The 23,484-nt window shown below is 57.3% G+C and carries 29 protein-coding genes and 1 tRNA gene; 14 read left to right on the top strand and 16 right to left on the bottom strand.

Going from position 1 to position 23,484, the window contains the following annotated elements; all coding sequences use genetic code 11:
* Window position 1: 1 nt before the first annotated feature.
* The 8 genes from E3Z29_RS09675 to E3Z29_RS09640 all read right to left on the bottom strand — a co-directional run bounded on the left by E3Z29_RS09675 (window position 2) and on the right by E3Z29_RS09640 (window position 7,460).
* The gene (locus E3Z29_RS09675; protein ID WP_134785638.1) at window positions 2-2,026 is read right to left on the bottom strand and encodes a phage terminase large subunit family protein; all 2,025 of its coding nucleotides are present in this window, start codon (window positions 2,024-2,026) and stop codon (window positions 2-4) included.
* Window positions 2,027-2,030: 4 nt separating this feature from the next.
* Window positions 2,031-2,594 (bottom strand): hypothetical protein, encoded by a 564-nt coding sequence (locus E3Z29_RS09670; RefSeq protein WP_134785637.1) that lies wholly within the window; start codon window positions 2,592-2,594, stop codon window positions 2,031-2,033.
* A 135-nt stretch (window positions 2,595-2,729) separates the two neighbouring features.
* Window positions 2,730-3,074, bottom strand: a complete 345-nt coding sequence (locus tag E3Z29_RS09665; RefSeq protein ID WP_134787557.1) for a phage holin family protein — start codon at window positions 3,072-3,074, stop codon at window positions 2,730-2,732.
* Between the two features lie 191 nt (window positions 3,075-3,265).
* A complete protein-coding gene (locus E3Z29_RS09660; RefSeq protein ID WP_134785636.1) occupies window positions 3,266-3,748 on the bottom strand; it encodes a hypothetical protein in 483 nt (160 codons plus the stop codon).
* Window positions 3,745-4,080 carry a hypothetical protein gene (locus tag E3Z29_RS09655; protein WP_134785635.1) on the bottom strand — a complete coding sequence of 112 codons (336 nt, stop codon included), beginning with the start codon at window positions 4,078-4,080 and terminating at the stop codon, window positions 3,745-3,747. Before E3Z29_RS09655 ends, E3Z29_RS09660 begins: the two co-directional genes overlap by 4 nt.
* Entirely contained in the window at window positions 4,077-6,776 is a 2,700-nt protein-coding gene (locus E3Z29_RS09650; protein WP_134785634.1) for a DUF5906 domain-containing protein, read from the bottom strand. Before E3Z29_RS09650 ends, E3Z29_RS09655 begins: the two co-directional genes overlap by 4 nt.
* The gene (locus E3Z29_RS09645) at window positions 6,773-6,979 is read right to left on the bottom strand and encodes a TraR/DksA C4-type zinc finger protein (RefSeq protein WP_134785633.1); all 207 of its coding nucleotides are present in this window, start codon (window positions 6,977-6,979) and stop codon (window positions 6,773-6,775) included. The genes E3Z29_RS09650 and E3Z29_RS09645 overlap by 4 nt, the downstream gene beginning before the upstream one ends.
* Window positions 6,972-7,460: a phage regulatory CII family protein gene (locus tag E3Z29_RS09640; RefSeq protein ID WP_119427029.1), complete on the bottom strand. Its 489-nt coding sequence runs from the start codon at window positions 7,458-7,460 to the stop codon at window positions 6,972-6,974. Before E3Z29_RS09640 ends, E3Z29_RS09645 begins: the two co-directional genes overlap by 8 nt.
* Before the next feature lie 418 nt (window positions 7,461-7,878).
* On the opposite strand from E3Z29_RS09640, the gene E3Z29_RS09630 reads away from it, so the two are divergent.
* From E3Z29_RS09630 to E3Z29_RS09575, 11 genes are all read left to right on the top strand, one after another.
* Window positions 7,879-8,577 carry a LexA family transcriptional regulator gene (locus E3Z29_RS09630; RefSeq protein WP_240783206.1) on the top strand — a complete coding sequence of 233 codons (699 nt, stop codon included), beginning with the start codon at window positions 7,879-7,881 and terminating at the stop codon, window positions 8,575-8,577.
* Between the two features lie 329 nt (window positions 8,578-8,906).
* The gene (locus E3Z29_RS09620; RefSeq protein WP_134785631.1) at window positions 8,907-9,473 is read left to right on the top strand and encodes a deoxynucleotide monophosphate kinase; all 567 of its coding nucleotides are present in this window, start codon (window positions 8,907-8,909) and stop codon (window positions 9,471-9,473) included.
* 9 nt (window positions 9,474-9,482) lie between these two features.
* Window positions 9,483-9,761 (top strand): hypothetical protein, encoded by a 279-nt coding sequence (locus tag E3Z29_RS09615; protein WP_095667284.1) that lies wholly within the window; start codon window positions 9,483-9,485, stop codon window positions 9,759-9,761.
* Window positions 9,758-10,141 (top strand): hypothetical protein, encoded by a 384-nt coding sequence (locus E3Z29_RS09610; RefSeq protein WP_034156306.1) that lies wholly within the window; start codon window positions 9,758-9,760, stop codon window positions 10,139-10,141. Before E3Z29_RS09615 ends, E3Z29_RS09610 begins: the two co-directional genes overlap by 4 nt.
* Window positions 10,138-10,380: a pyocin activator PrtN family protein gene (locus tag E3Z29_RS09605; RefSeq protein WP_073473050.1), complete on the top strand. Its 243-nt coding sequence runs from the start codon at window positions 10,138-10,140 to the stop codon at window positions 10,378-10,380. Before E3Z29_RS09610 ends, E3Z29_RS09605 begins: the two co-directional genes overlap by 4 nt.
* 60 nt (window positions 10,381-10,440) lie before the next feature.
* The gene (locus tag E3Z29_RS09600) at window positions 10,441-10,791 is read left to right on the top strand and encodes a hypothetical protein (protein ID WP_073473053.1); all 351 of its coding nucleotides are present in this window, start codon (window positions 10,441-10,443) and stop codon (window positions 10,789-10,791) included.
* Window positions 10,792-10,832: 41 nt separating this feature from the next.
* Complete coding sequence (locus E3Z29_RS09595) at window positions 10,833-11,645, top strand: DUF2303 family protein (protein ID WP_134785630.1); 813 nt, start codon at window positions 10,833-10,835, stop codon at window positions 11,643-11,645.
* Between the two features lie 73 nt (window positions 11,646-11,718).
* Window positions 11,719-12,183 carry a hypothetical protein gene (locus E3Z29_RS09590; protein ID WP_134785629.1) on the top strand — a complete coding sequence of 155 codons (465 nt, stop codon included), beginning with the start codon at window positions 11,719-11,721 and terminating at the stop codon, window positions 12,181-12,183.
* Complete coding sequence (locus E3Z29_RS09585; protein WP_134785628.1) at window positions 12,180-12,938, top strand: DNA cytosine methyltransferase; 759 nt, start codon at window positions 12,180-12,182, stop codon at window positions 12,936-12,938. Before E3Z29_RS09590 ends, E3Z29_RS09585 begins: the two co-directional genes overlap by 4 nt.
* Window positions 12,939-12,947: 9 nt before the next feature.
* On the top strand, window positions 12,948-13,163 hold the full coding sequence (xisR, locus tag E3Z29_RS09580; RefSeq protein ID WP_085683173.1) for an excisionase family protein: 216 nt from the start codon (window positions 12,948-12,950) through the stop codon (window positions 13,161-13,163).
* Window positions 13,160-14,380, top strand: a complete 1,221-nt coding sequence (locus E3Z29_RS09575; RefSeq protein ID WP_134785627.1) for an Arm DNA-binding domain-containing protein — start codon at window positions 13,160-13,162, stop codon at window positions 14,378-14,380. The genes xisR and E3Z29_RS09575 overlap by 4 nt, the downstream gene beginning before the upstream one ends.
* A gap of 32 nt (window positions 14,381-14,412) precedes the next feature.
* Here E3Z29_RS09575 and E3Z29_RS09570 read toward each other — a convergent pair whose 3' ends face one another.
* From E3Z29_RS09570 to dapA, 6 genes are all read right to left on the bottom strand, one after another.
* Window positions 14,413-15,159 (bottom strand): hypothetical protein, encoded by a 747-nt coding sequence (locus E3Z29_RS09570; RefSeq protein ID WP_134785626.1) that lies wholly within the window; start codon window positions 15,157-15,159, stop codon window positions 14,413-14,415.
* A gap of 210 nt (window positions 15,160-15,369) precedes the next feature.
* Window positions 15,370-15,459: transfer RNA gene (locus E3Z29_RS09565), tRNA-Ser, on the bottom strand.
* 84 nt (window positions 15,460-15,543) lie between these two features.
* A complete protein-coding gene (gene purC, locus E3Z29_RS09560; protein WP_007963288.1) occupies window positions 15,544-16,257 on the bottom strand; it encodes a phosphoribosylaminoimidazolesuccinocarboxamide synthase in 714 nt (237 codons plus the stop codon).
* Window positions 16,258-16,285: 28 nt separating this feature from the next.
* A complete protein-coding gene (locus E3Z29_RS09555; protein WP_047598088.1) occupies window positions 16,286-17,047 on the bottom strand; it encodes an MBL fold metallo-hydrolase in 762 nt (253 codons plus the stop codon).
* 4 nt (window positions 17,048-17,051) lie between these two features.
* Window positions 17,052-18,167, bottom strand: a complete 1,116-nt coding sequence (gene bamC, locus E3Z29_RS09550) for an outer membrane protein assembly factor BamC (RefSeq protein ID WP_134785625.1) — start codon at window positions 18,165-18,167, stop codon at window positions 17,052-17,054.
* A gap of 17 nt (window positions 18,168-18,184) precedes the next feature.
* Window positions 18,185-19,063 carry a 4-hydroxy-tetrahydrodipicolinate synthase gene (gene dapA, locus E3Z29_RS09545; protein WP_041070368.1) on the bottom strand — a complete coding sequence of 293 codons (879 nt, stop codon included), beginning with the start codon at window positions 19,061-19,063 and terminating at the stop codon, window positions 18,185-18,187.
* Window positions 19,064-19,388: 325 nt separating this feature from the next.
* On the opposite strand from dapA, the gene E3Z29_RS09535 reads away from it, so the two are divergent.
* On the top strand, window positions 19,389-19,949 hold the full coding sequence (locus E3Z29_RS09535) for a glycine cleavage system protein R (RefSeq protein ID WP_007963284.1): 561 nt from the start codon (window positions 19,389-19,391) through the stop codon (window positions 19,947-19,949).
* A gap of 10 nt (window positions 19,950-19,959) precedes the next feature.
* Entirely contained in the window at window positions 19,960-20,433 is a 474-nt protein-coding gene (locus E3Z29_RS09530) for a peroxiredoxin (RefSeq protein ID WP_134785624.1), read from the top strand.
* Window positions 20,434-20,557: 124 nt separating this feature from the next.
* Here E3Z29_RS09530 and E3Z29_RS09525 read toward each other — a convergent pair whose 3' ends face one another.
* Both E3Z29_RS09525 and E3Z29_RS09520 read right to left on the bottom strand, forming a co-directional pair.
* A complete protein-coding gene (locus E3Z29_RS09525) occupies window positions 20,558-21,628 on the bottom strand; it encodes an AI-2E family transporter (protein ID WP_003222568.1) in 1,071 nt (356 codons plus the stop codon).
* Window positions 21,629-21,660: 32 nt separating this feature from the next.
* Window positions 21,661-21,900, bottom strand: a complete 240-nt coding sequence (locus E3Z29_RS09520) for a sulfurtransferase TusA family protein (RefSeq protein ID WP_098967669.1) — start codon at window positions 21,898-21,900, stop codon at window positions 21,661-21,663.
* Between the two features lie 98 nt (window positions 21,901-21,998).
* On the opposite strand from E3Z29_RS09520, the gene E3Z29_RS09515 reads away from it, so the two are divergent.
* On the top strand, window positions 21,999-23,432 hold the full coding sequence (locus E3Z29_RS09515; protein ID WP_007963277.1) for a M48 family metalloprotease: 1,434 nt from the start codon (window positions 21,999-22,001) through the stop codon (window positions 23,430-23,432).
* Window positions 23,433-23,484 lie beyond the last annotated feature (52 nt).

Below are 23,484 nucleotides of genomic sequence, written 5' to 3'. Positions count from 1 at the left end.
ATCAGCGTCTCTTCAGATAACCGCTCGTAGAACTGCGGCGTTGAGGGGGTGTGGCTGGGCGTGTCTGCACGACCGGCGCAGCAGGTGGTGGCGATGCCGCGACTTGAGCCTGTCGCACAGCAGCAGGTTCAGGTGTTTGGCTTCCATCAACGCGCTCACCCTGAACCGATTTGACGCCAAGCGCGTCGTCGAACAGACCGGACTGGGCAAGTGCCTGACGCACCCGATCCCAGTCGTGTTCCTGGTAGCGGTTGATGCCGAGGTAATGAGCCATCGCGAGGCAGTACACCATCAAGTCGAGCGCTTCGTTGCGCTCGGCCTTGCCCTTGATCCATTCGATGCGTTTGTGGCCGCGTATGTAGCGCACGACCTTACGCTCGGCGACGCACTGGGCGAAGAACTCGTCCGGCAGGTCATTGGCAAAGTGCAGCGAACCCGGTCCGTCCGGGAACGGGTAGCGGTTGTAGATCCAGTCTTTGGCGGTGTCAGTACCAACGAACCACAGCTCGGCGCCGTTGCGTTCGGTTTGACCCTTCCAAGTCACGTCGACCAGGGACGGGCGCTGAGCAATGACCGGTCGGCCCGGCTTGCTCGCGCCCTTGATGGCAAAGATATTGCGCCAGCGGCGAACGCGGCAGAACTGATAAACCTCGTCGGTGTGGTGACCGCCGGAGTCGACGCCAACAGCGAGAATCGCCAAACCGACACCGCAAGGATGCAGATAACGAGCCTTGAGTTTCTCGTCCAGCACTGCCCAGGTGCGCTCGTCGGCCGGATCGCCCCAGATGACCTGGTGATCGACCACCCAGCGCTCCATGCCGACGCCAAAACCCATCACCATCATTTCCAGGCGATTAGCCTGAACGTCGACGGCGCCGGTCAGCATCAGCACACCGGCCGGCATCGTGCCGAGGGTGTAGACCTCCAGCCGCGCCCGGGCGATCAGCACCTCAGCCTTGGTCTGTTCCTGCGCACTGTCCCATACCTTGGCCAATCGGGTGTTGTAAAACACCTGCATGGGTTCAAGATCACCTTTGCTTTGAGCGGTTTTGGCCTTCTCGAACTGCATGGCCAAGGTGCGCCAGTCCATCCAGCCGGGTGGTGAATAGAGAGCGTTGAGGTGGAATCCAACTGTCTCCCCATCGCCTTCAGCATGCGCACGCCATTCGCCTTGAGCAAGCATTTCGCCCTTGTGGTGCTCCTCGATCAGCACATCACATTCGGCTCCAGCACATTCGTAATGCACGGTGCTGAAATCGTCGCTGTAATGCAGACGCTCCCACTCAAGTACCTGCATATGACCGCAGTCCGGGCATGGCACGTAGTAGTGACGTTGGTCGCTACCTTCAAACAGATCCGCTATCCGTGAAGCACCTTTGATCGTTGGCGAACTGGAGAAATAAAACTTGGCGTTACGACCAAAGGTACTCGCTCGGGTCTCCGCCAATTCGATGGGATCCCCCTCTTCTCCGATGTCGACTTCCCAGCGGTCAATTTCATCACCGTAGATGTAGCGCGCCGACAGCTCCGACAGGTTGGCCGCAGAACCAGCAGTGGTGACGTACAGCGAGCCACCCTCGAACTCCTTGGTGTCCATCGTGTTGACTGCATCACGCCCGGTCGCGATTCGCTCGCGTAGAACAGGTGTGGCTTTGATGGTCTTTCCGATCCGTGACGACACCCGCTTAGCCAGGCCCAAGCTCGGCAGCAAGGTCAGGATATTTGATGGCGCCATGTGGATCAGCCCACCTATCCAGTTCAGCGCAATCTGGGTTTTCATCAACTGCGAAGCCACCATCGTGACTACACGTTTACTGCGATGTGCCGGTGACAGGCAACGCATAGGCTCGCGAGCATATGGCGTCCGGGAAGTGCGGTACCGACCTGGCTCGGCAGCACCTGTGTCGCGCGGTATGCGCATGTACTCGTCAGCCCATTGATCGACCCACAGCTCAGGCTCAGGGCGCAGACCACGGAAGTACGCCGCCCGGTAAACCTCGGCACCGTCTGCAAGTTTGGCTTCCATAGGATCAGTTTCCGAGGGTTAGGGCGTGGTTGAAGTCTTCAGTAGAGAGGCGCTCAGCTTCTTCAAGCGCTTGGCGGATCTCAGTTAGGAGGTGCTTTTCAATGTCCCAAGTGCTGGTCATGGCTGACAGCACGGGGGCAAGTTTGGGTGGCAAGCTCAGTAGCAAATCGCGAGTTATGCGCCCGCTCGCAAAAGCAGCTTCGTCGACGACTTCCCGATCAACCAATTCACCGGCGATCTTTTGAAGGTCAGCCTCGGCCCTCTCAGCCTGCGCTAACGCCAAGCGTGTTTTAGCTTGGTGGTAATCCGGCGCAGCTTGCGGGGCGGAAGTGGGAAGCGCGGAAGCGATCCACGGCTGCTGGCCCGACGTAGTGGTCACCGGTGCGATTCGGGTACCTGAATTGCTGCGTGCTGGATCCCCCGTCATTTCCAAATACTGATCGGTGGCTTCGACATCGATCTTGCCATCCGAGGCGTAAATCAATCGGCCTTGCTTGGCCAGTTTGCCGACGTACTGGCGAGACCAACCTTTGCTGGCCGCGTATTCCGTTCGGCTCAAAACGGTCATGTAAACCTCCTGTCAACCTAGGGCCGTCAACCTATGTCAACCTCTGTCAACCAACGTGAAAAAATCGGCCAGTCGCAAGATCCCGCGGGTTTCCGACCCCGTACCCTTCGAATAACCCCAGGGTCCCCGGCGGTTTCAGGCTGGTCCGCCGCCATTCGGCGGGACATCGCACACGCCAAGCCGCTTGGCAGCCCAGCGTTCGTACAAGCCGATGGCAACATCTGCACCAGCCATTGCCGTGAGACACCCCAAGGCGCCCGCCGTCCAAAGCGACATGCCCGCCGCGATCATCAGCATCATTGCCGAGACTCCGCAGACAATGCAGGCACCGGATCGCAGCGCGAGCCGACGTATCAACGCCCAGCCCCGGGCACCATCCTTGTCTGCTCGCCACATCTCACCGGATACGCCGCCGATCAGAGCCAGGACGATCACCAACCAGATCGGCATTTCTGCCAGCGCTTGCTGCTCATTTGTCATGTTGTGCCTCAAGTGAAGGAGCATGCCGAACACAAAAAAGAAAACCCCGCCGGAGGGCAGGGTTTTCAAAGTCGCGGCATACGCCAGGACGAAGTGCACAGCACGTGCTCGGGGTAGCGCCAAGGCGCAAAATCCATATCGTGGAGACTTTTTACCCCCTGAGTACGGAACCGAAAAGGGGGCATTTTCGGTTATCCAACTTGACGCAACTTTGACGCAACTTTGAGGAGACTTTGAGGTAAAGCACCCCGACCAACGGTCAGCCACTTACGTGCATCTTTACGCTCGGTCAGCACCTCAAAGAGTCGCACATGAAGACGGTGCACAAGATCGTAGTAGGTTTGCTTCGCCTTTGAGACGTAGCCCAATTCATGCATCTGCGCTGCCCATGTCGGTGCAGGGTCAAAGCCGTAACGCATAACTGCCAGCTGTTGCAGCCTTTCGCCCCGACCATCTTGCCGGGCGATCTCGGAAAGGGCGGCACCAATTTCCTGCGCAATTGCATCTGGACCCGCACCACCGCCGAGAAGGATCCGAGAACCGGGTGTGCCTCGCGGCGCGCAACCGCCCCATTCCATGATCGTCGCCATCGGGCTACCCATGCCTCCGGCTTCACCGCCGTGTCGGCATTGCTCGCCCCAATGTTTCAGCAATAACTCCATCGCCTCAATCATTGCCCTGCCCCCCGTAAAACCCAACCCGACACAGAAATACCCCAACCCGACACAAACCCAACACACATAAATCCCTTTAAACTCAATGCTTCAATCAAACTTGAGTTGAGTGTGTTGGGTTTGTTGGGTTTATCAGTCTTCGCATAAGAAAAAATTCCTTCCGTTGAATTCGTTGCAAAGAACGTCATGCATGCGCGTGCGCGACACAAAACCCAACACACCCCACACAACACCCGCGAAGGCATGTAATTCGGGCACTCAAATTGTGTGAGGTATTCAAAATCAACCCGACACACACTCAACACACCCAACACACTTTTAAAAATAGTCATGCTGCAAGCGCCTTGATGTGATCCCAGCTGTCTACGTGCCAGCCCGCCAGCTTGGCCTTCGCCCGCCAGTTCTCCACCTGCTTGCCCAGCTCTGCCGCCTTGAGTGATGGGGGCGGGGAAGCATCCAGATCCACAGGAAAGAAAAACGCGCCGAAGCGACGGTTATTGCCGTCAGTCCAAGGTATCGCCCGCGTTTTATCCACCTCAGAACTGATGAATAGAGAGAACTTAGTCTGACTCATCACGTGCTCTTTGTTGCGCTGACACCATTCGAGAAATAACGAATAGAGGTCGGTCGATAGACACGGTCCCCAAAGCCCATGCCCCAGCTCGCTGTACTTCCACAGATGCAAGAATGTTTGCCAGCCGGCCCGACTCAAGGCCACCAAACGCTCACGCGCCTCGGTCGATGGTGGCCGCGTGCGCTGGTTGAAGTCCCCTAGATCGACCGACAGTAACCAACCGTAGAGCGCCGCCACCCCACCCTGCTCCAGTTCACGACCAATCGCCTTTTGCCTTGCGACTGGCAGGGTCTCCATAGGCCACATCACCAGCATTCGTCGATCACTGTCGCTGATTGGCCACGGAAGAATCTCGTTGCTGAGAAATACCGCATTCATATGGTTGGCTTCTTCCCAGCCATTAATGAACTTCGACTCCATCCGCACCGTTTTACCAGTGATCAAGTGCTTGATCTTGCCCACCTGGTTGTAACGCTGATCGCGACTGACCACCTCTTCGAATACGGACCACAATTTGCGGCTTTGCCACGCGTTGAAACTGCTTTCCAATTGCGTCTGACCAACAGTCGCCGCGTATTGGCCGTAAAGCATGCCGAGTGCGTCAGCGAACAAAAGGCTCTTGCCCGAACCTTCCATTATCGAATGCATCAACACAGCGGTATCCATCTTGGCGCCCAGGTGCTGCAGCGGATACGCCAGCCAGCGAGTTAGCCAGTCGGTTGCAGCTTCATCGTGGTTACATAGAAATGAAATCAGCCAACGCAGGTTGGCACACGCTGCATCATCCCTGACTGGCTCAAGCGGCAACCCGTCAAAGGTATTGATGTACACCGCAGGATCCTTCGTCATGGTCGGATCAAACACGATGTGTTCAACATCGACGGTGCGGCGTTCGCTGCTGTTCAGCCACAAGGGGTAAGTGTCACCCAGCGCCATCTTCACCGCGCCCTCGGCTATACGCCGCTTCTTTTCGCGATCCCAAACGTCTTTGGTGCCATCGATGTAAACGTAACGATCGGTTGGAGACATCCCGAATGCACCGCCCTTCTTCCCAGCCATGCGGCGCGCCTGCTCGATCTCGCGAACATGGTCGTCAGAAATCAGTCTCTTTCCGGTGTCGTCCAACCAGGCTTTGGCCAGTGGCTTGCCCACACGAGCTTCGAAGGCGGACTTCTTCATTACCTTCGATTGGTCGCAATCCCACACGTGCGTGGTGCCTTCTACCAGCGCAAAACGACGCAGAATGTGGTCCAGCGTTATGACCTCCCCCGCCCCCCCATCAGGAGCAGGAGCGGCCTCGCTGGACGGGCGTGTTTCGTCGGAGGTCGGCCCGCTCAATTCACCGGATGGGGTGGGGGGAAGATCATTAGGATCTGGACGGGCGGCGTGTTGCATGCCCAACATTCGCGCAGCATCCTTCACAGCCTTCGACTGGTCGCCGCCGTGCTCGAGTAAGCAGAACACTTCAAAGGCGTCGTTCTGATGTCCGTTCGCGAGAGGATCAGCACCGTGGTGCGAATAAACCTTGCCCTCACTGATAGTCACCCCTGGCAGACCGGTGCTGCTTTGAGGGTACAGCCACTTATTGCCTCGCTTGATGTACCCATGGGAGCGAAGAAGTTCCGCAACATCGTGACAACGGTTGAATTCATCAATTACCGAGGGCCGTTTGCCGCCACCGAGCGCAGGACGCTTTGGGGCTTTGACCGGTGGCTTCGGTGACGCAATCGCCCATGGACACGCAGCTTCAGCATCTCGCTTAAAAAACTCCCAATTCTGCCAAATGGTAAGCAACTCTTTGGTCAGCGTGGGCAGCCCGTCAGTAGCACTTGGAGCGGTTTTCCAGATGTAAGGTTTGCCGGTACCGGGATGAATTGATGGTGGAAATACGTCTTGCACCAGTCCCGCACGTAGCTCAAAGACCGTGAAGCGTTTGAACGGCTCGGCTTCGGTTCGTGCAGCAGCTTCTGCGGCAAGATCACCCTGCTCTTTCGCAGCCTTGGCCTTGTCCATCAATCCTTTGAAAATCAAACCATCCGGGTCTTTTTCATTCGGCCATGAAAGCGAGTGACGCGTGAGTTCGATGCCTTCCGGGACCTTGAACACCACCCGGAATCGCAGCGGATTCCCGACAATAGTCGGGAACACAACTGCCATCGCATCAAGGTCCAGGCCCAACAGTTCGTACAGAACATGTCGCGTCCACTGAACGTCATCAACATCCAATGAACAAACGCGGCTCGGCCCCAGCACGACGCCAAGGTTGTGATTTGGGTTTCGTTGCCAGAACGCCTCGGCCGTGTCGGCGTCGGTGATATAGCCTCCGGGCTTATTCCACCCTAGGCCTTTCGGAGCCTTTTCACCTGGATCAATCGATACAAGTGCCAAGTCAAAAGTACTGATGTAACGCTTTGCCCATGTAGCGATGGCTGTTCCTTTGCCCGATTCACTCATCGCCGGGCCTCCCGCAGCTCCTGACAAGAGACGCAGGTCTCGCAACCTTCAACCTTCTGCTGTCGTAGCAACGGGATTGGTTCATCGCAGTCGTCACAGAACTGCGCGCTTACGCGGCTCGATGGCACGCGGCGATTACGATGAATAGCAACATCAAGCAGGTATTGCGCCTGCTCGTTTGCGCGGTCGATATCATCAGCCATTGATGCGATCCTCCATCGCCTGACGAGCACCCGCCATGATGCCGAGGACTTCGCGAATCACATCCATTCCGTACTTTTCGAGATCCACGACTTCATGAAGCTCCCAGACGTTGTCCGCCGCGCCGTCATGCATCTTGGCCACGAATTCACCGGTTTCCCCGAGTAGCTTACCGACCGCTTTCAAGGCGTCACGGGTTGCCGGTACGGGCACGGGCCGGTACCAAACCGCACCTGCTGGTCGCATCAATGCGTCCAGCAGGCGTGGATCAGCGGTCAGCCTGATCACTTCCTCAAGCTCATCTGGATTCAGCCAGCGGCGTTCTTCATCGAGCTTGAGTTTCTTCTGGAGGGTGTCGTTGTCCAACACCATTTCAAAGGCAAGGGCGGTAATTCCGCCCTTATAGTCACGACCAGCGCGATAGATCGCTTGGCGTAGAGGCAGGACCGGACCAGCGTCCGGCAAAAGATCTGTGCGACTCATAACCGTAAATCCCCTATTTACGGTGTAGCCATAGCCCAGGGTAAACCCTATCCTACGACCACGACCGATGTGCATGTGCTGTGTATCGTCGTAGCTGGGCTGGGGGATTCTTTGGTGAGAGGCCCCAGCTCAGCACCTTTTAAGCTGCCGACTTAAGATCGGCCGCTTCTTTCTCTTGGGTGTATAGGCATTCGATTGCCTTACCCGTTACGTACCGAACATCTGCACCTTTCGCGGCGCGATTGATAGTCGGCTGGGTTGTTCCTACGCGATCTGCAATAACTCTCTGGGACAAGCCAGACCGAAGCAGCTCCGCAAGCATTTCTTGGATAGTCATATCGTTCACCGATGCGCTTTCGCATTGGACGCCACAATACACAAACGTATTGAATGATTCAATACACTCGGCGATACGTTTTTGAATCAAGGCAGAGAAAAAGTGATCGGAGACCGCATCGCCCAACGCATGCAGGAATTGGGGCTGTCAGAAGGCGAACTCGGCCGACGCTCCGGCGTTCCGCAACCGACGATTCATAGAATTGTGACGAACGCAGTAACCAGCCCACGCCATGAAAATATCGAGAAGATCAGCAAAGCCTTGAAGGTCAGCAGCAACTGGCTTTGGAAGGGAGGCGAACACAAAGACCCGATGATTGATCAGGGCGCGCCATCTGCGAATGAGACCAACGTTGAACCTGGGCCAGCTATTAAAGGCTACGTCCCTCTCATCTCTTGGGTTCAAGCCGGCGCATGGTGTGAGATTGAAGACGTTAGGACCCTTGATGATGCGGAGATATGGCTACCATGCGCCGCATCCCATAGCAGCCAAAGCTATGCCTTGCGAGTACGTGGACTATCCATGTTCAATCAACATGAACGTAGATCCTTTCGAGACGGAGACATCATCTTTGTTGATCCCGCGAAAGATGCGGAGAATGGTTCTCTTGTAATTGCCAAGCTCATAGATAGCCAAGAAGCAACTTTCAAGCAATTGGTGATGGAGGGCAGTCGCCGGTTTCTGAAACCGCTGAATCCAGCATGGCCAGAGCCGATCATTGAGTTAGGGGCCGACGCGATCATTTGTGGCGTAGTGTTTTCGAAGCTTGAAATTTTCTAATACGTAACCCAAAACAGGCCCGCAGCGATGCGGGTTTTTTTTGCATCGTGAAAAAATCAATTCAAATTCGTATTGACTGAATCAATACGTATTTGTATCGTTTGCATCGTAAATCTCTCACCAAAGAGTACGGACATGCAAACAACACAGCACAACAACACTCGTTGCCCGGTGTACCTACACCCATCAGCGTGCACTAACCCAGAAGCCGTAAAAGAGATTCAAAAACGCACCGGCCTACTGGTAATCGTCGCGCCTGGCACTCGCTTAGCACCGGCAAAAGTCAATGTCATCACTCACGGATGCGGACCGTTCGGGGGTGATGCAGCATGAAGCCTCTTTTAATTGGCATCGCTGGCGTTGCCCGCTCAGGTAAAGACACCGCCGCGCAGCATCTGGTAAGCCACCATGGATTCCAGGCTTACGCGTTCGCTGACCCACTGCGTGACGGTCTGATGCACATCCTCAACTTGAGCCCTTGCGACTTCGACGGTGCCCAGAAGGAACTGCCGCTGCCATGGCTCGGCCGATCCCCTCGCCAGTTAATGCAATCACTTGGCACCGAGTGGGGCCGCAACAACGTGCATCCCGAACTCTGGCTGCTGCTTGCGGAACAGAATCTCGACCTACTCGCTCGCACCCACGACGAAACAAGCGGCTTTGTCGTCAGCGATGTGCGGTTCGAAAACGAAGCGGACTTCATCCGTAAACGTGGCGGCGTGGTGATTCACATGGAGCGGATAGCAGCTCTCACCGTCAACCAGCACAGCAGTGAAAACGGTGTCGTGCGCAACCCGGGAGATATCTGGCTACCGAATGATGGGCCGTTCGAAGAGTTGTTCACCAACCTAAACCATATTGTGGACACCCTGCACACCCGTGCTGCGGCGGCCTGAGGCAGCGTTATGACAAACCGCACCCTGGACGAATCCGCCGCATTGCTCGGACTCAAGCCCCGCGCCTTCCGCACCAGGTTGCGCGAGCTGGGCATTCTCAACAGCAGTGGCGATCTAGCCAGCCAGCACCGTGATCGCGGCTATCTGTATTCGGATCCGCGCAGCACGGTGATTCCGTCCCTCAACAAGTGCCGTCATTACTCCGTGGTGATGGTGAAGGAAGAAGGGATCGAATGGCTGGCCAAGAAGCTAGGAATCATCATTACCAAAAAGGACGCCGCTGCATGAAAACCAACAACCTCAATGCCTACACGCAAGCCCTCGGCGCCCTGAAGCTGATCCCGATCTACTTGAACTGCCCGGGGGTAGTCAGCCGCGCAACGCTCGTTGGCGCCTCGACGGAAGCCATTCAACTACTGGAAAGCATGCCCGTACTAAGCACCGAGCTGGCCGAGGTATTCCGCTGCGTCAACAACGTGATCCTTGACGGGCAAGTTGCCTACGTTACGCCGACCAACTCACCTGAGTTCCCATTCGGCGCCGTGGTGGCTGACGCCAAGGGCAACATCTGCGCGGCTGCCATGGGCAAAAGTAAAGAAGGCCTCGCCGAGCTGATTCGCCTCAAGTTGCTGCCCCCATCGGAGGGGTACGGGGAGAACGCAGCGTGAGCAACACACTAGAACAATTGCGACGTCAGTTCGCGACTCCATGCCCGACCTTGGCAGCAGTTCGGGAACAGTACTTCGCACACATTCGCACCGACCGCTACCTACTGGCCGAGATCAAGGCAGGTCGTATCGCGCTGGTCGTGAAGCGTTTGCACGGGTCGGCTCGCGCACAACGAGTGGTGTACCTGCACGACTTGGCCGAGTTCCTCGATGCCCAAGCGGCAAAGCAAGCGGCTTGATTTCAACGGTCGCCTCTGCCGTCCAGAGGCAAACAAATCGCACATCAATAGGCACAGCACATGAAACCTACGGACACGGCCGAATTCATCGGCGAACTCAACGCAGGCGTCTTCGCCAATCAGATCGGTCACGCCCTTTCTGAAGTGGCATCGGGAGTTGTTGATAACGGCAAGGTCGGCTCGGTCACCCTGACCTTCACCTTGAAGCAAATCGCCAACAGTCATCAAGTCACCGTGAATCACAAACTCGCCTACAAGGTGCCTACCAAACGCGGGAGCCGTACCGAGGACACTACCCTCGATACCCCGATGCACGTTAATGAGGGAGGTCGCCTGACTTTGTTCGCCGAAGCCCCCCGCGCCGGTCAGCTATTCAACCGCGACGACGCACCGATTCACGCGAAGTCCTAAACCGTTCGATTCCAAACCTCTCACCAAAGGAAGTCGATTCAATGGAAGCCAAAGCAATTCAGTTGATTCAGGACACCGCCGTTCTGGCCTATGCCAAGCCGCTGGATACTTTCACCCCAGCGTTGGTTTTGCCGTCTGAGCAGAAGATCCACAGCATCGAGAAATTTCAAGCCGCTCGTAGCCGGTTCCGCGGCGCGCTGACCACTCACTCGCTGCTGGACTTCGGCAAGTACGTAATGACGCAAAGTGCCGAGGCTGTAGCGTCTGGTTTTGTGGACGCCGAAGCAATGTCGTGCACAGTCATTTTCAACCTCGGCGACACCAAGTCACCAGGGCACGGCGACTTCACCGCCACCCTGAACTTGAGAAAAACTGCTGCGTTCCGGGCGCTGGAGCGTGCAGCCTCCATTCAGTTCGCGCAGAAAGAACTCAGCGACTGGATCGAGGATTGGGCATCGAATCTCCAAGCCCTCGCGGCCGATGACAGCCCCATCGATTTGCGTAAAGCCGCAAGCGCCATCCGCTCCATCAGCATCGAGCAAGCACGCAAGAGCGAACATATCGTAGGTGACCTAAGCGCCTCTCGTTCAGCGATGGACCAGATTGAGGCCAAGTCCTCAGAAGGGTTGCCTGCTGAATTCCTGTTCACCGTCGAGCCATATGAAGGGCTGAATGTCCAGATCATCCGCCTGCGTGTAGCAGTTCTCACCGGCGGGGACAAACCCCTGCTCCGCCTGCGCTGGATTGGAGAAGAACAGCTTCGCGAAGACTTGGCACAAGAATTCAAGGAAGTCGTGCAGCACGAAGTTGGTGGCGGCGCGAAGTTAACTATCGGCAGTTTCAACCTGGGCTAACCAACACGCAATCCCCCTCCGCCGGCCTCTCACCAAGCATCCCGACGGAGGGATCTACTGAGGTTCACAGCACATGACCACAATTCAAATTACCGCACTGATTGTCCTAGTCGCCTTAGCCGGGCTGCTCGTCTGGGGTGGCTACATCATGGGCCGAAGCGACGGTTTGAAAACAGGCCTTCTCGAGGGCGAAGACATCCAGCGAGCTACGAGCGCCAAAAACATCCGCGAACTACAGGCCTCACTGCAGTTCATCCAGGACGATCACACGCGTCTGGCGCAAACCTGCAAACGACTTGAAGCGTGTCAGGTCTTCGGAGTGGTCGAGCACCAGACGCTGGTCGCAATCGGCGAGATGCTGCGGATCGCCGCCGAGACCTTCAGCGCCTTTCGTACAGGCAAGAAGCTTGAGCGTGATGCCCGGTCCCTGCGCGATCAGGTGCTTGCGATGGCTGCGCAGTTGCAACCAGGAATTGAGGGCAACAAAGTCGGACAACCACTCTCCAGCGCCGCGCAAGTCACTGTGGAGGCTGCGTGAATGAGCTGGCTCTTTTCGCAGGCGCTGGTGGCGGAATACTCGGCGGACACCTCCTCGGCTGGCGCACCGTCTGCGCCGTTGAGCGTGATGCCTACGCCGCACAGATTCTGGCGCAACGACAAACCGATGGACTGCTCCCGCCTTTCCCGATTTGGTCTGACGTGTGCAGTTTTGACGGACGCCCCTGGCGAGGCCTTGTTGACGTGGTTTCGGGAGGATTTCCTTGTCAGGACATCTCGGTTGCAGGCGCCGGCCTGGGTATCGCCGGCGCCCGCTCCGGACTGTGGCGGCAAATGGCACGAATTACCGATGAGGTACGACCGCGCTACGTCGAACTGGAAAACTCACCATTGCTTGTGGGAAGAGGACTTGCCGTGGTGCTCGGTGACCTTGCCGAAATGGGGTATGACGCGCGATGGGGTGTTATCGGAGCAGCTGACCTCGGTGCCCCTCATCAGCGCGACCGGATCTGGCTCATCGCAGAAGACACCCGCCAGACGATGGCCAACACCGGTGGCGAGCATGGCAAAGGGATCCTCCCCCGCCGCACTGACTCGCCGATCCGGGGCCGACCGTTCGAACGATCGCCTGGATCATGCCGTGATGGCACTGGATGGTGGTCATCTGAACCCGGAATGGGCCGAGTGGCTGATGGGGTGGCCCATCGGGTGGACCGACTTAAAGCCATTGGCAATGGACAAGTTCCACGAGTGGCAGCAACAGCATTTTATGAGCTTACCAAGGGTAAGCACTGAGGTGGCCGCATGAGCGCAGCAGAGAAAATCGATTTTCAGATCACACCCGGTGCTTGGTTTCGGCAAGACCTGCTTTATCCGGTGTTCGGACTCAGCACTGAAGCTGTTCGAAAGTATCGTTCACGCGGGCTGTGGCTGGAGGGCAAGCACTACCGTACAGACCCAGCCAATGTGCTGGTTTACAACAAGGAAGCAATTGAAAAGTGGATGGCAGGTCAACCATGAGTGACAAGATGCCAACAGGTGTCGAGATGAACGGCAAACAGCTGCGCATTTGGTTCATCTTCAATGGCCAGCGATGCCGGGAACCGCTAGATGGGATCTCGAAGGTAAACAAAGCTGCAATTGCCTATGCAGACAACAAACGCCGCACAATCCTTGCAGAGATTAAAGAGGGCCGCTTCGACTATGCGGCTCACTTTCCCAACTCTCCCAGGGCAGCAATGTTCACAGGAACAGGCGGGCCATCTTTGAAGCGCACCGTGAAGGAAGGTATCGATCGATGGCTGGAGGTCCAGCGCGCACTCAAAGCATCAAGCACCGTCGTTAACTATGTCAGCAAGGCCAAGCACGTCGAAAACAAATTTGGCAAACGCCGAATCGTGGACATCAGCAAGAGCGATATCGAACTGTTTCAAGCACAACTGCTGAAGCAAGGCTTGTCCCCAAAGACAGTAAACGACATCTTCACTGTCGTCCGAGGTGTCTGGGCTGACGCCTTCGGCGACGGTATCTTGAAAGCCAACCCACTGGATCGAATCAGCAACGTCGGCTCAGACGTCGACCTTGAGCATGCCGATCCCTTCAGCCGCACCGAGATTGATTTGATCGGCAAAGCGGATCCGGAACGACGACCTGATACCAGGATGATTGAGTTCAACTGCTGGGCCGGGCTATCGCTATCCGAGCTCATCGCACTCGCTGTGGAGGATATCGACCTTGATGCTGGCTTGGTGCAGGTCCGACGCGCGCTAGTCGTGGGCGAGTTTAAAGTCCCGAAAGAACGCTCCCGGGTGAGAGTCGTCGAGCTGATAGACCCTGCACTGGAACTGATGCGAGAGATCGTTGCTGCGGCCAGGGAAGCCCCCGTCGAAGAGATCACCGTTATCCAGCGCGACAACATCACATCGAAGAAGATGAAAGTCAGATTTCTTTTCCGCAGCTCTTCCAGCGGCTTGATGTGGAGCGGTAAGACACTGAGCAATTGGTTTACCACGCATCTGAAAAAAGCCGATGTGCGTCACCGAGGTGCCAATCAGTGCCGGCATACGTTCGCCAGCCAAATGCTTTCAAGCTATGTGCCTGTCGAATGGGTGGCCAGACAGCTCGGACATGCCGACACTACAATGGTGCGAAAGCATTACGGTAGATGGATACCAAAAGACACAAAGAGTATGGCGGGAATAGTTTCAAAAATGCTTGGATTTAGAGTTGATGAGTAAGGTTGTGAAAAACCACAACTTACATAAATTTTTCAGCAACCCGCCTCGAAATTTTGATACTCCATCCAATCCAATGCCGCCTCGAAAAACTCAGTGACCCTCAATAAGAGTGCAGCCATATACAGGTCCATTTCTTTTTCATATGCAAAATACGCAGTCACATCTTGGATGTTTGATGTGATTTGAGTCGCGTAGTCTGCATTCGGATTGACAGGCTGCACACCATACTCATCGGCAAGCAGCCTGATCTTATCCGTGAGCACAAGCCAATTAAGGGCGTGCTGTGGGGATAAGCCTACAGCCAGACTGAGAGCATGCTGGAAATCTTGGTACCGAGAGTGTCCAGTCTGCATTGCAAATTTGAGTTGAAGAAACGCAGCACCATCATCAAGAGTATCGAGAGTAGATTTAAGCTTCGAACGCTTGAGGACAATTAAATCGAGTGAGCTGAGAGACCTCTCATGACCAAATATGCTTGCCTTATCGTATGCATCGACTACAGACGCAACCAGCAAATTCAAAACCCGCAAGGTTTCAACCTTCTTGCGGTGACTCGGCAACAGCTCAATAATCACATAGAACACATATGCAGATATGAGTCCGACAAGCAGATCGCTGGTGACACTGATCGTTGCGTCTGCACATAGAAATGCGGCAATAGCTCCGCCTTCCAGAAACTGCAACAAGGGCAACCTAAGGTTTACCAAGCAAAGTAGTGCGAACACCACCACTACAGCCACCAACAGCCACCGCTCTCGTGCTTCCTGCCAAACCCACATACATAACTCCCTGATACGCCGAAATGTCGCGCGCGCCCTCGCCATTAGCGTAAGCCCAATATCACTCCTTCGGATTACCTGGAGCTTACACGGGCTTAGAGCGTCCTCTCGATGCCATTTTCTGCCCTAAAAATGCCCTAAACGAAAGCCCAGAAACGAAAAAGCCCCCGTAATCATCAATGATTACGGGGGCTTCGTCTTGTTCAATAATGGCGGAGAGATAGGGATTCGAACCCTAGGTACCGGTGAAGGTACAACGGATTTCGAATCCGTCCCATTCGGCCACTCTGGCATCTCTCCAACGGCGCGCATCATAACAACACTTCTGCCGAAAGCAAACCCTCTTTCGAAAATTTTCTTCGTGCTATCAGATGCTTGCGTCGATTAAAGCGGTACACCCAGACGATTGGCGACTTCTTCGTAGGCTTCGATGACGTCACCGAGGCCCTGGCGGAAGCGGTCTTTGTCCATCTTCTTCTTGGTGTCCTTGTCCCACAGGCGGCAGCCGTCCGGGCTGAACTCGTCGCCGAGGACGATCGAGCCGTCGCTGAACACGCCGAATTCAAGCTTGAAGTCCACCAGCAGCAGGCCTGCGTCGTCGAACAGTTTGCTCAGGACTTCGTTGACCTTGAGCGACAGTTCTTTCATGCGTGCCAGTTGCTCGGCGGTGCCCCAACCGAATGCCACGACGTGGGATTCGTTGATGAACGGGTCGCCCTTGGCGTCGTCCTTGAGGAACAGTTCGAAGGTGTACGGGTTGAGCTTCATGCCCTCTTCGACGCCCAGACGTTTTACCAGGCTGCCGGCGGCGTAGTTACGCACGACGCACTCGACCGGGATCATGTCCAGCTTCTTCACCAGGCACTCGTTGTCGCCCAGCAGCTTGTCGAATTGGGTCGGAATGCCGGCCGCTTCGAGTTTCTGCATGATGAAGGCGTTGAACTTGTTGTTCACCATGCCTTTGCGGTCGAGCTGCTCGATGCGCTTGCCGTCGAACGCCGAGGTGTCGTTGCGAAACAGCAGGATCAAACGGTCAGCGTCGTCGGTCTTGTAAACCGATTTGGCTTTGCCGCGGTAGAGTTCTTCACGTTTTTCCATGATGGGCTCCGCTTGCTAAGTAGATGGGCTAGGCGATATGGCGCCAGTCGAGCCCTGAATCTTGATCGGCCAGTTGCAGCCAGTCCGGGTCGCACCCGAGGGTGTCGACGAAACATTGCCGGGCCAGCTGCGGCAGGTTGTTCTTGCTGCTCAGGTGGGCCAGAACCAGATGCTGCAAGCCCTGCCACCCCAACTCGGCCACCAGGAATGCCGCCTGATGGTTGTTCAAATGTCCCAGCTCGCCGCCCACCCGTTGCTTGAGAAAGTACGGATAGTGACCACGGGCCAGCATGTCGCGGCAGTGGTTGGACTCGATCATCAACGCATCGAGATCCCGATAGCCGTCCAGCACCCGCTCGCAATAGGAACCCAGGTCGGTCAGCAGGCCGAAGCGCCGCTGCTCGTTATCACTGAATACGTACTGGGTCGGCTCCTGCGCATCATGGGCCACGGCAATGACCCCGATGTTCAGTGCGCCGATCTGCAGCTGCTCGCCGCCGGCCAGAAAGCCTGCGGGTTCGATCGGTTTGCGCATCCCGCGCAGTGTGCCGCGACTGAGGTAGACCGGCAGATTGTAGCGCCGAGACAGCAAACCCACGCCATGCACGTGGTCGGCATGTTCGTGGGTTACGAGTATCGCGCTCAGTTGCGCCGGGTGAACCCCCAGACGCAACAGGCGTTTTTCGGTTTCCCGCAGGGAAAAACCACAATCCACCAGCACATAGGTATCAGCGCTGGCGATCAGCGTGCCGTTCCCTTGGCTACCGCTGCCGAGAACGGCAAAGCGCATGTGATCAGCCCAGGTTGTCCTGAATCACGCTCAACACTTTGCGCGCCACATCGGCCGGCGCAACGGTATTGATGTTCTTCTCTACGGTCACCTGAACGTTCTCACCGACCTTGCTCAGGCGAACCTGATAACGCTCGGCGCGGGCTTCAACTTCTTCCTTGGTCGGCGCACTGCCGAACAGGCTGCTGAAGAAACCAGGCTTGTCGTCTTTCTTCTCGGCTTTCTCGGCCAGGTTGATGTAGTACAGGCCCAGGCTGCGGTTGATGTCTTCAACGCGCCACTGACCTTGCTCCAGCGCACGACCGACGCTCGACCAGGCACGATCCAGGTCCGGACCGACGTTCAGTACCGGGTTGCCACTGCCGTCTTCGCTGAGGCTGACACGGCTCGGGGTATCGAAGTCACGCGAAGCCAGCATCGACACCGAACCACCCTTCTCGGAGATCCGGCTCATGCTCGCGAGCATGTCGTCGACCAGCGCTGCGTCCAGGCCAGTGTTGACCGAACGGTTGGTGAAATCGACGTCGGCGGTGCTGCCGGCAGGACGCTCGGCGCTGACCACGTAGATTTCACTGGTGTTGCGCTGCACGCCTGGCTCGATACGCACCCGCACGCGGGTTTCGCTGTCGGCACCGACACCGGCGGCGCTCAGGCGCTTGGCCATGGCGGCGGACAGTTCGTCGGAATGCTGCCAGGTGGTGGTGAATTCGCCGGTTTGCGGACGCTGTTCATCCAGCCGAAAACCATTGTCCTGGAAGAACTGTACCGCCACTGGCCAGACTTCGGCCGGCGGGTGCTGGGCCACGACCCAACGCGAGTCACCGCTCTTCTGCAGCGAGTAGTCGGTCGCCTCGGCAACCGCCGTCAGCGGTTGCGGGCGCGGTACCACGTATTCGCCCTTCGCCGTGTCATCAGCCACGTTGCGCGGGATCGGCAACAGCGGATCCAGACGCTTGGAGGTGCTGACATTCGGTGGCAGTTGCATCGGTGCAGTCTGTTGCGCTTCCAGGTAATCGCTACCACGGTCACGGAAATAACCTTCCGGGCCCCAGACCCATCCGCAGCCACTGGTGCTGGAGACAATCAAGGCAAGTGCGGAAAGTCCGGCCATTCGCTTCATGCGTTGTACTTCCTCAATTAAACCAGGACGCTGCACTGGCGCAGGGCCGTGCGAAGCGTTTCATGACAAGGAGCGCTCAGCCAGGTCAACGGCAGGCGGATGCCTTCGTGCATCAGGCCCATTTCAACCAAAGCCCACTTCACCGGAATCGGGTTGGCTTCGATGAACAGGTCCTTGTGCAGCGGCATCAATTTTTCGTTGATCGCCCGTGCGGTCTCGGCGTCGCCTTTCAGCGCGGCCTCGCACAGGTCAGCCATTTCGCGCGGGGCGACGTTGGCCGTTACGGAGATGTTGCCTTTGCCACCCAGCAGGATCAGCTCGACCGCGGTCGGATCATCGCCTGACAGCACGATGAAGTCCTTGCTCACGCCGTCGATGATGGCTTTGGCGCGTTTCAGGTCGCCGGTGGCTTCCTTGATGCCGATGATGTTCGGCACGGTGGACAGGCGAATTACGGTCTCGGCCTGCATGTCGCAGGAGGTGCGGCCGGGAACGTTGTAGAGAATCTGTGGAATGTCGACGGCTTCGGCAATGTGCTTGAAGTGCTGGTACAGGCCTTCCTGGGTCGGCTTGTTGTAGTACGGAACTACCAGCAGGCAGGCGTCGGCGCCGGCTTCCTTGGCGTTGCGGGTCAGCTCGACGGCTTCGCGGGTCGAGTTGGCGCCGGTACCGGCGATCACCGGAATGCGCCCGGCTACCTGTTTGACCACGGCTTTGATGACGGCGATGTGTTCTTCTACATCAAGGGTCGCCGACTCGCCGGTAGTACCGACCGCGACAATGGCATGGGTGCCGTTCTTGAGATGGAAGTCCACGAGTTTGCTGAGGCTGTCCCAGTCAAGACGCCCTTGTGCATCCATGGGAGTGACCAGTGCCACCATACTGCCCGCAATCATGAAACCGCTCCTGCCGGAAAAAGAGAGCGGTAATGGTACTGGCGCCAAGATGCTTGCACAAGCGAAGTACTGCGCCGCCATTCCCCTTGGCGTCGGTTTTCGCTACCCTTCAGACTTTGATCGGTACAGATCAGCTTGTACGCCGGGTTCCAGCCTCCCCTTTCGGCCTCCCAGGCCCCGTTCCAGTGTCGCTGCTGCACGCTCCGCCTTTATTGGAGCGAATTGCGAGCCACGGCCCGGGGCTTTCTGAACGGGCACGCGCAGACGCTTCCCGACGGCCAACGCCCATCGACCTACCGACCGCTCATCGCTTTAGGAATGCTGCATGTCCACCCCCACAGTTCGCGAACAATTCCTTGTCATCAGTGCCCTTGGCGCCAACCCCATGGAGCTGACTAACGTCCTGTGCCGCGCCAGCCATGAAAATCGCTGCGCCGTCGTCACCTCCCGCCTGACTCGCCATGGCGAATGCAGCGCCCTGGTGCTGGAAATCTCCGGCAGCTGGGACGCGCTGGCCCGCCTCGAAGGCAGCCTGCCGACCCTGGCCAAGCGCCACGCATTCACCGTCAACGTGGTACGCAGCGCGGCCCTGGAAAATCGTCCACAGGCCCTGCCGTACGTGGCTTATGTCAGCTCGGCGTATCGCCCGGACATCATCAACGAGCTGTGCCAGTTCTTCATGGATCACAACGTCGAGCTGGAAAACCTGACCTGCGATACCTATCAGGCCCCGCAGACTGGCGGCACCATGCTCAACGCCACGTTCACCGTAACGCTGCCGGCCGGCACCCAGATCAGCTGGCTGCGCGACCAGTTCCTGGACTTCGCCGACGCGATGAACCTGGATGCGCTGATCGAACCTTGGCGCCCACAAAACCCAATGTAAGGAAGCTTTCATGGCCGTTGTCATCGACCAACCGGTTGCGGATTTCGAAGCACCTGCCACCAGCGGGCAGACCGTCAGCTTGTCCGCCCTGAAGGGCAAGCAAGTGGTGATCTACTTCTATCCGAAGGACAGCACCCCCGGCTGTACCACCGAAGGCCAGGGTTTTCGTGACCAGTACGCGGCGTTCCAGGCCGCTAATACCGAGATTTTCGGTATCTCCCGCGACAGCCTGAAGTCTCACGAGAACTTCAAGTGCAAGCAGGAATTTCCGTTCGAGCTGATCAGCGACAAGGACGAAGCCGTCTGCCAGCTGTTCGACGTGATCAAGCTGAAGAAACTGTATGGCAAGGAATATCTGGGCGTTGATCGCAGCACATTCCTGATCGACAAGAATGGTGTACTGCGTCAGGAATGGCGCGGCGTGAAAGTGCCGGGGCATGTGGATGCTGTGCTGACTGCGGCTCAGGCGCTGAACAAGGCCTGATATTTCTGCGTCGTTTTCACTGACGCCTTCGCGAGCAAGCTCGCTCCCACATTTGGAATGCATTTCAAATGTGGGAGCGAGCTTGCTCGCGAAGGGGCAATAAGCCTCAGCGAATAGCTCGGCTCTAAAGCAATGGAGCCACAACCGGCTCCTTGCGCGGCCACGCATCCAGCACGGCCTTGAACAGCGTCGCCAGCGGAATTGCGAAGAACACGCCCCAGAACCCCCACAACCCGCCAAACAACAGCACCGCACAAATGATTGCCACCGGGTGCAGGTTAACCGCCTCGGAAAACAGCAACGGCACCAGCACGTTGCCATCCAGGGTCTGAATGATCCCGTAGACCGCCATCAGATAGATGAACTGATCGCTCCAGCCCCACTGGAACAACGCAATCAGCAACACCGGCACGGTCACCACCACCGCGCCGACGTACGGCACCACCACCGACACCCCGACCAGCAACGCCAGCAGCGCCGCATAGTTGAGGCCGAGCGCGACGAACGCGATGTAGGTCACGCCGCCACAGATCACGATCTCGATGACCTTGCCACGAATGTAGTTGGCGATCTGCCGGTTCATTTCCTGCGCCACGCGGGTGATCAGCGCTCGCTCACGGGGCAGATAGCCGCGCACCCACTCGCCGATCATGGCCCGATCCTTGAGGAAGAAAAACACCAGAATCGGCACCAGCACCAGATAGATCATGATGTTGACCAGCAGCGGCAGGCTCGACAGCGAGAAGGTCAGCGCCCATTGGCCGAACTTGCCGATTTCGCCACGCGCCGCTTCGATGGCCTGCAGCACCTGCTCGTCAGAGACCAGATGCGGATAGCGCTCCGGCAGCAACAGCAGCAGCGACTGCCATTTGGCGAGCATGCCCGGAAGTTCGTTGAACAGCGTGATCAACTGATGCCACAGCAACGGCAAGACCACCACGATGAACACCAGCAACACGCCCATGAACAGCGCAAACACCAGCCCCACCGCCGCCGCACCAGGCAAGCGCATGCGTTCAAGAGCGAGCACCAGCCCCTGCATCAGATACGCCAACACCATCCCGGCCAATACCGGGGCGAGCATGCCACCGAGCGTGAGCACCGCGGTGAAGGCGAGAAACAGCAGCACCGCCAGCACCACCGCTTCTTCGTCGGAAAAGTAGCGCTGAATCCAGTCGCGTAACACTTTGAACATCAATAATCCTTAGGTCTTTTACGCTGTCGGCTTCAGGCTTTTTTCAACCAGTAACGGTAGACGCCTGCTTCGTTTTCTTCGCGCAGCAGCGTATGACCGGCCAGACGGGCAAAGGTGCGGAAGTCGCGCTGCGAACCCGCGTCCGTGGCGATCACCTTGAGCACCGCGCCGCTGGGCAGCTTGTTGAGTTCCATCTTGGCCTTGAGCAACGGCAACGGGCAATTCAGGCCACTGGCGTCCAATTCACAGTCATGGGCTACAGCGTCAGTCATTGCGTCACTCCGGTTCAGGTGGTTGAGGCGCCTAGAATATCTGGTCGCAAGCCCGGTGTCCGGCTACAGTAAGGTCTTTGTCTTCTAAGGCTTTGTGCATGACATTTCTGCGCCCTACCCTGCTGACGCTCGCTTGCCTGCTCGCCTCACCGGGCTTTGCCGACGATCTGCCGTCACTTGGCGACGCCAGTTCTGCCATTGTCTCTCCGCAACAGGAATACCAGTTGGGCCGCGCCTGGCTGGCCATGTTGCGCAGTCAGGTTGCACAGCTCAACGATCCGCAGCTCAAAGACTACGTCGAATCCAGCGTCTACAAGCTGGTGGAAACCAGCCAGGTGACCGATCGTCGCCTGGAATTCATTCTGATCAACAGCCCGCAACTCAACGCTTTCGCGGCGCCGGGTGGCGTGGTCGGGGTCAACGGTGGCCTGTTCCTCAACGCGCAGACTGAAGGCGAATACGCCTCGGTACTGGCCCACGAACTGGCTCACTTGTCACAGCGCCACTTCGCGCGCGGCGTCGAAGCTTCGCAGCGCATGCAGGTGCCGATGATGGCGGCGCTGCTCGCCGGGATCGTGATTGCCGCCGCCGGTGGCGGTGATGCCGGGATCGCGACCATCGCCGGTACTCAGGCCGCAGCCATTCAGTCGCAGCGTACCTTCTCGCGCCAGAACGAGCAGGAAGCCGACCGTATCGGCATCCTCAATCTGGAAAAGGCCGGATACGACCCGCGCTCGATGCCGACCATGTTCGAACGTCTGATGCGCCAATACCGCTTCGACGCCAAGCCGCCAGAATTTCTGCTGACTCACCCGGTGACCGAATCGCGTATCGCCGACACCCGTAACCGCGCAGAACAAGCGCCAGCGGGCGGCATTGAAGACAGCATGCGCTATCAGTTGATCCGCGCCCGCGTACAGCTGATCTACGAAGAAACCCCGGGACTGGGCGCCAAGCGCTTTCGTGCACAACTGGACGAGAACCCGAAGAACGACGTGGCGCGCTATGGCCTGGCGATCGCCCAGATCAAGGGCGGCCAGCTCAATGAAGCCAGGGAGAATCTCAAACAGCTGCTGGCCAAGTCACCCAACGAGATCATCTACAACCTCGCGCAGATCGACCTGGACATTACCAACAACCGCCTGCCGGATGCGCAAACGCGGGTTGACCGCATGCTCACGCAATATCCGGGCAATTACCCGCTGAATCAGGTTCGGGTCGATCTGTTGCTGAAACAGAATCGCACCGCCGACGCCGAGAAAGCCCTCGACAGCTTGCTCAAATCCCGTCCGAACGATCCGGACGTGTGGTATCAGGTCGCCGAAACCCGTGGCCTCTCTGGCAACATCATTGGTCTGCATCAGGCCCGCGCCGAGTACTTCGCGCTGGTCGGCGATTATCGTCAGGCGATCCAGCAGCTTGATTTTGCCAAGCGCAAGGCGGGCAGCAACTTCCCGCTGTCCTCGCGGATCGATGCACGCCAGCGCGAGCTGATGGAGCAGGAGCGCATGATCAAGGACATGATGGGCTGAGTTTTCATCAGCGATATAAAAATTTCAGGCATAAAAAAACCGCCTCTTTCGA

The sequence above is a fragment of the Pseudomonas sp. S150 genome (assembly GCF_004526365.1).
In the GTDB taxonomy this organism is placed as follows: domain Bacteria; phylum Pseudomonadota; class Gammaproteobacteria; order Pseudomonadales; family Pseudomonadaceae; genus Aquipseudomonas; species Aquipseudomonas putida_A.
The sequence above is the reverse complement of the archived record's forward strand: the minus strand, read 5'-3'. Positions and strand labels throughout refer to the sequence as shown.

Bases quoted from the DNA above. Each gene is read 5' to 3' on its own strand.
- E3Z29_RS09675 (WP_134785638.1), bottom strand. From the start codon at position 2,026: ATGGAAGCCAAACTTGCAGACGGTGCCGAGGTTTACCGGGCGGCGTAC.
- E3Z29_RS09670 (WP_134785637.1), bottom strand. From the start codon at position 2,594: ATGACCGTTTTGAGCCGAACGGAATACGCGGCCAGCAAAGGTTGGTCT.
- E3Z29_RS09665 (WP_134787557.1), bottom strand. From the start codon at position 3,074: ATGACAAATGAGCAGCAAGCGCTGGCAGAAATGCCGATCTGGTTGGTG.
- E3Z29_RS09660 (WP_134785636.1), bottom strand. From the start codon at position 3,748: ATGATTGAGGCGATGGAGTTATTGCTGAAACATTGGGGCGAGCAATGC.
- E3Z29_RS09655 (WP_134785635.1), bottom strand. From the start codon at position 4,080: ATGACTATTTTTAAAAGTGTGTTGGGTGTGTTGAGTGTGTGTCGGGTT.
- E3Z29_RS09650 (WP_134785634.1), bottom strand. From the start codon at position 6,776: ATGAGTGAATCGGGCAAAGGAACAGCCATCGCTACATGGGCAAAGCGT.
- E3Z29_RS09645 (WP_134785633.1), bottom strand. From the start codon at position 6,979: ATGGCTGATGATATCGACCGCGCAAACGAGCAGGCGCAATACCTGCTT.
- E3Z29_RS09640 (WP_119427029.1), bottom strand. From the start codon at position 7,460: ATGAGTCGCACAGATCTTTTGCCGGACGCTGGTCCGGTCCTGCCTCTA.
- E3Z29_RS09620 (WP_134785631.1), top strand. From the start codon at position 8,907: ATGAAGCCTCTTTTAATTGGCATCGCTGGCGTTGCCCGCTCAGGTAAA.
- E3Z29_RS09615 (WP_095667284.1), top strand. From the start codon at position 9,483: ATGACAAACCGCACCCTGGACGAATCCGCCGCATTGCTCGGACTCAAG.
- E3Z29_RS09610 (WP_034156306.1), top strand. From the start codon at position 9,758: ATGAAAACCAACAACCTCAATGCCTACACGCAAGCCCTCGGCGCCCTG.
- E3Z29_RS09600 (WP_073473053.1), top strand. From the start codon at position 10,441: ATGAAACCTACGGACACGGCCGAATTCATCGGCGAACTCAACGCAGGC.
- E3Z29_RS09595 (WP_134785630.1), top strand. From the start codon at position 10,833: ATGGAAGCCAAAGCAATTCAGTTGATTCAGGACACCGCCGTTCTGGCC.
- E3Z29_RS09590 (WP_134785629.1), top strand. From the start codon at position 11,719: ATGACCACAATTCAAATTACCGCACTGATTGTCCTAGTCGCCTTAGCC.
- xisR (WP_085683173.1), top strand. From the start codon at position 12,948: ATGAGCGCAGCAGAGAAAATCGATTTTCAGATCACACCCGGTGCTTGG.
- E3Z29_RS09575 (WP_134785627.1), top strand. From the start codon at position 13,160: ATGAGTGACAAGATGCCAACAGGTGTCGAGATGAACGGCAAACAGCTG.
- E3Z29_RS09570 (WP_134785626.1), bottom strand. From the start codon at position 15,159: ATGTGGGTTTGGCAGGAAGCACGAGAGCGGTGGCTGTTGGTGGCTGTA.
- purC (WP_007963288.1), bottom strand. From the start codon at position 16,257: ATGGAAAAACGTGAAGAACTCTACCGCGGCAAAGCCAAATCGGTTTAC.
- E3Z29_RS09555 (WP_047598088.1), bottom strand. From the start codon at position 17,047: ATGCGCTTTGCCGTTCTCGGCAGCGGTAGCCAAGGGAACGGCACGCTG.
- bamC (WP_134785625.1), bottom strand. From the start codon at position 18,167: ATGAAGCGAATGGCCGGACTTTCCGCACTTGCCTTGATTGTCTCCAGC.
- dapA (WP_041070368.1), bottom strand. From the start codon at position 19,063: ATGATTGCGGGCAGTATGGTGGCACTGGTCACTCCCATGGATGCACAA.
- E3Z29_RS09535 (WP_007963284.1), top strand. From the start codon at position 19,389: ATGTCCACCCCCACAGTTCGCGAACAATTCCTTGTCATCAGTGCCCTT.
- E3Z29_RS09530 (WP_134785624.1), top strand. From the start codon at position 19,960: ATGGCCGTTGTCATCGACCAACCGGTTGCGGATTTCGAAGCACCTGCC.
- E3Z29_RS09525 (WP_003222568.1), bottom strand. From the start codon at position 21,628: ATGTTCAAAGTGTTACGCGACTGGATTCAGCGCTACTTTTCCGACGAA.
- E3Z29_RS09520 (WP_098967669.1), bottom strand. From the start codon at position 21,900: ATGACTGACGCTGTAGCCCATGACTGTGAATTGGACGCCAGTGGCCTG.
- E3Z29_RS09515 (WP_007963277.1), top strand. From the start codon at position 21,999: ATGACATTTCTGCGCCCTACCCTGCTGACGCTCGCTTGCCTGCTCGCC.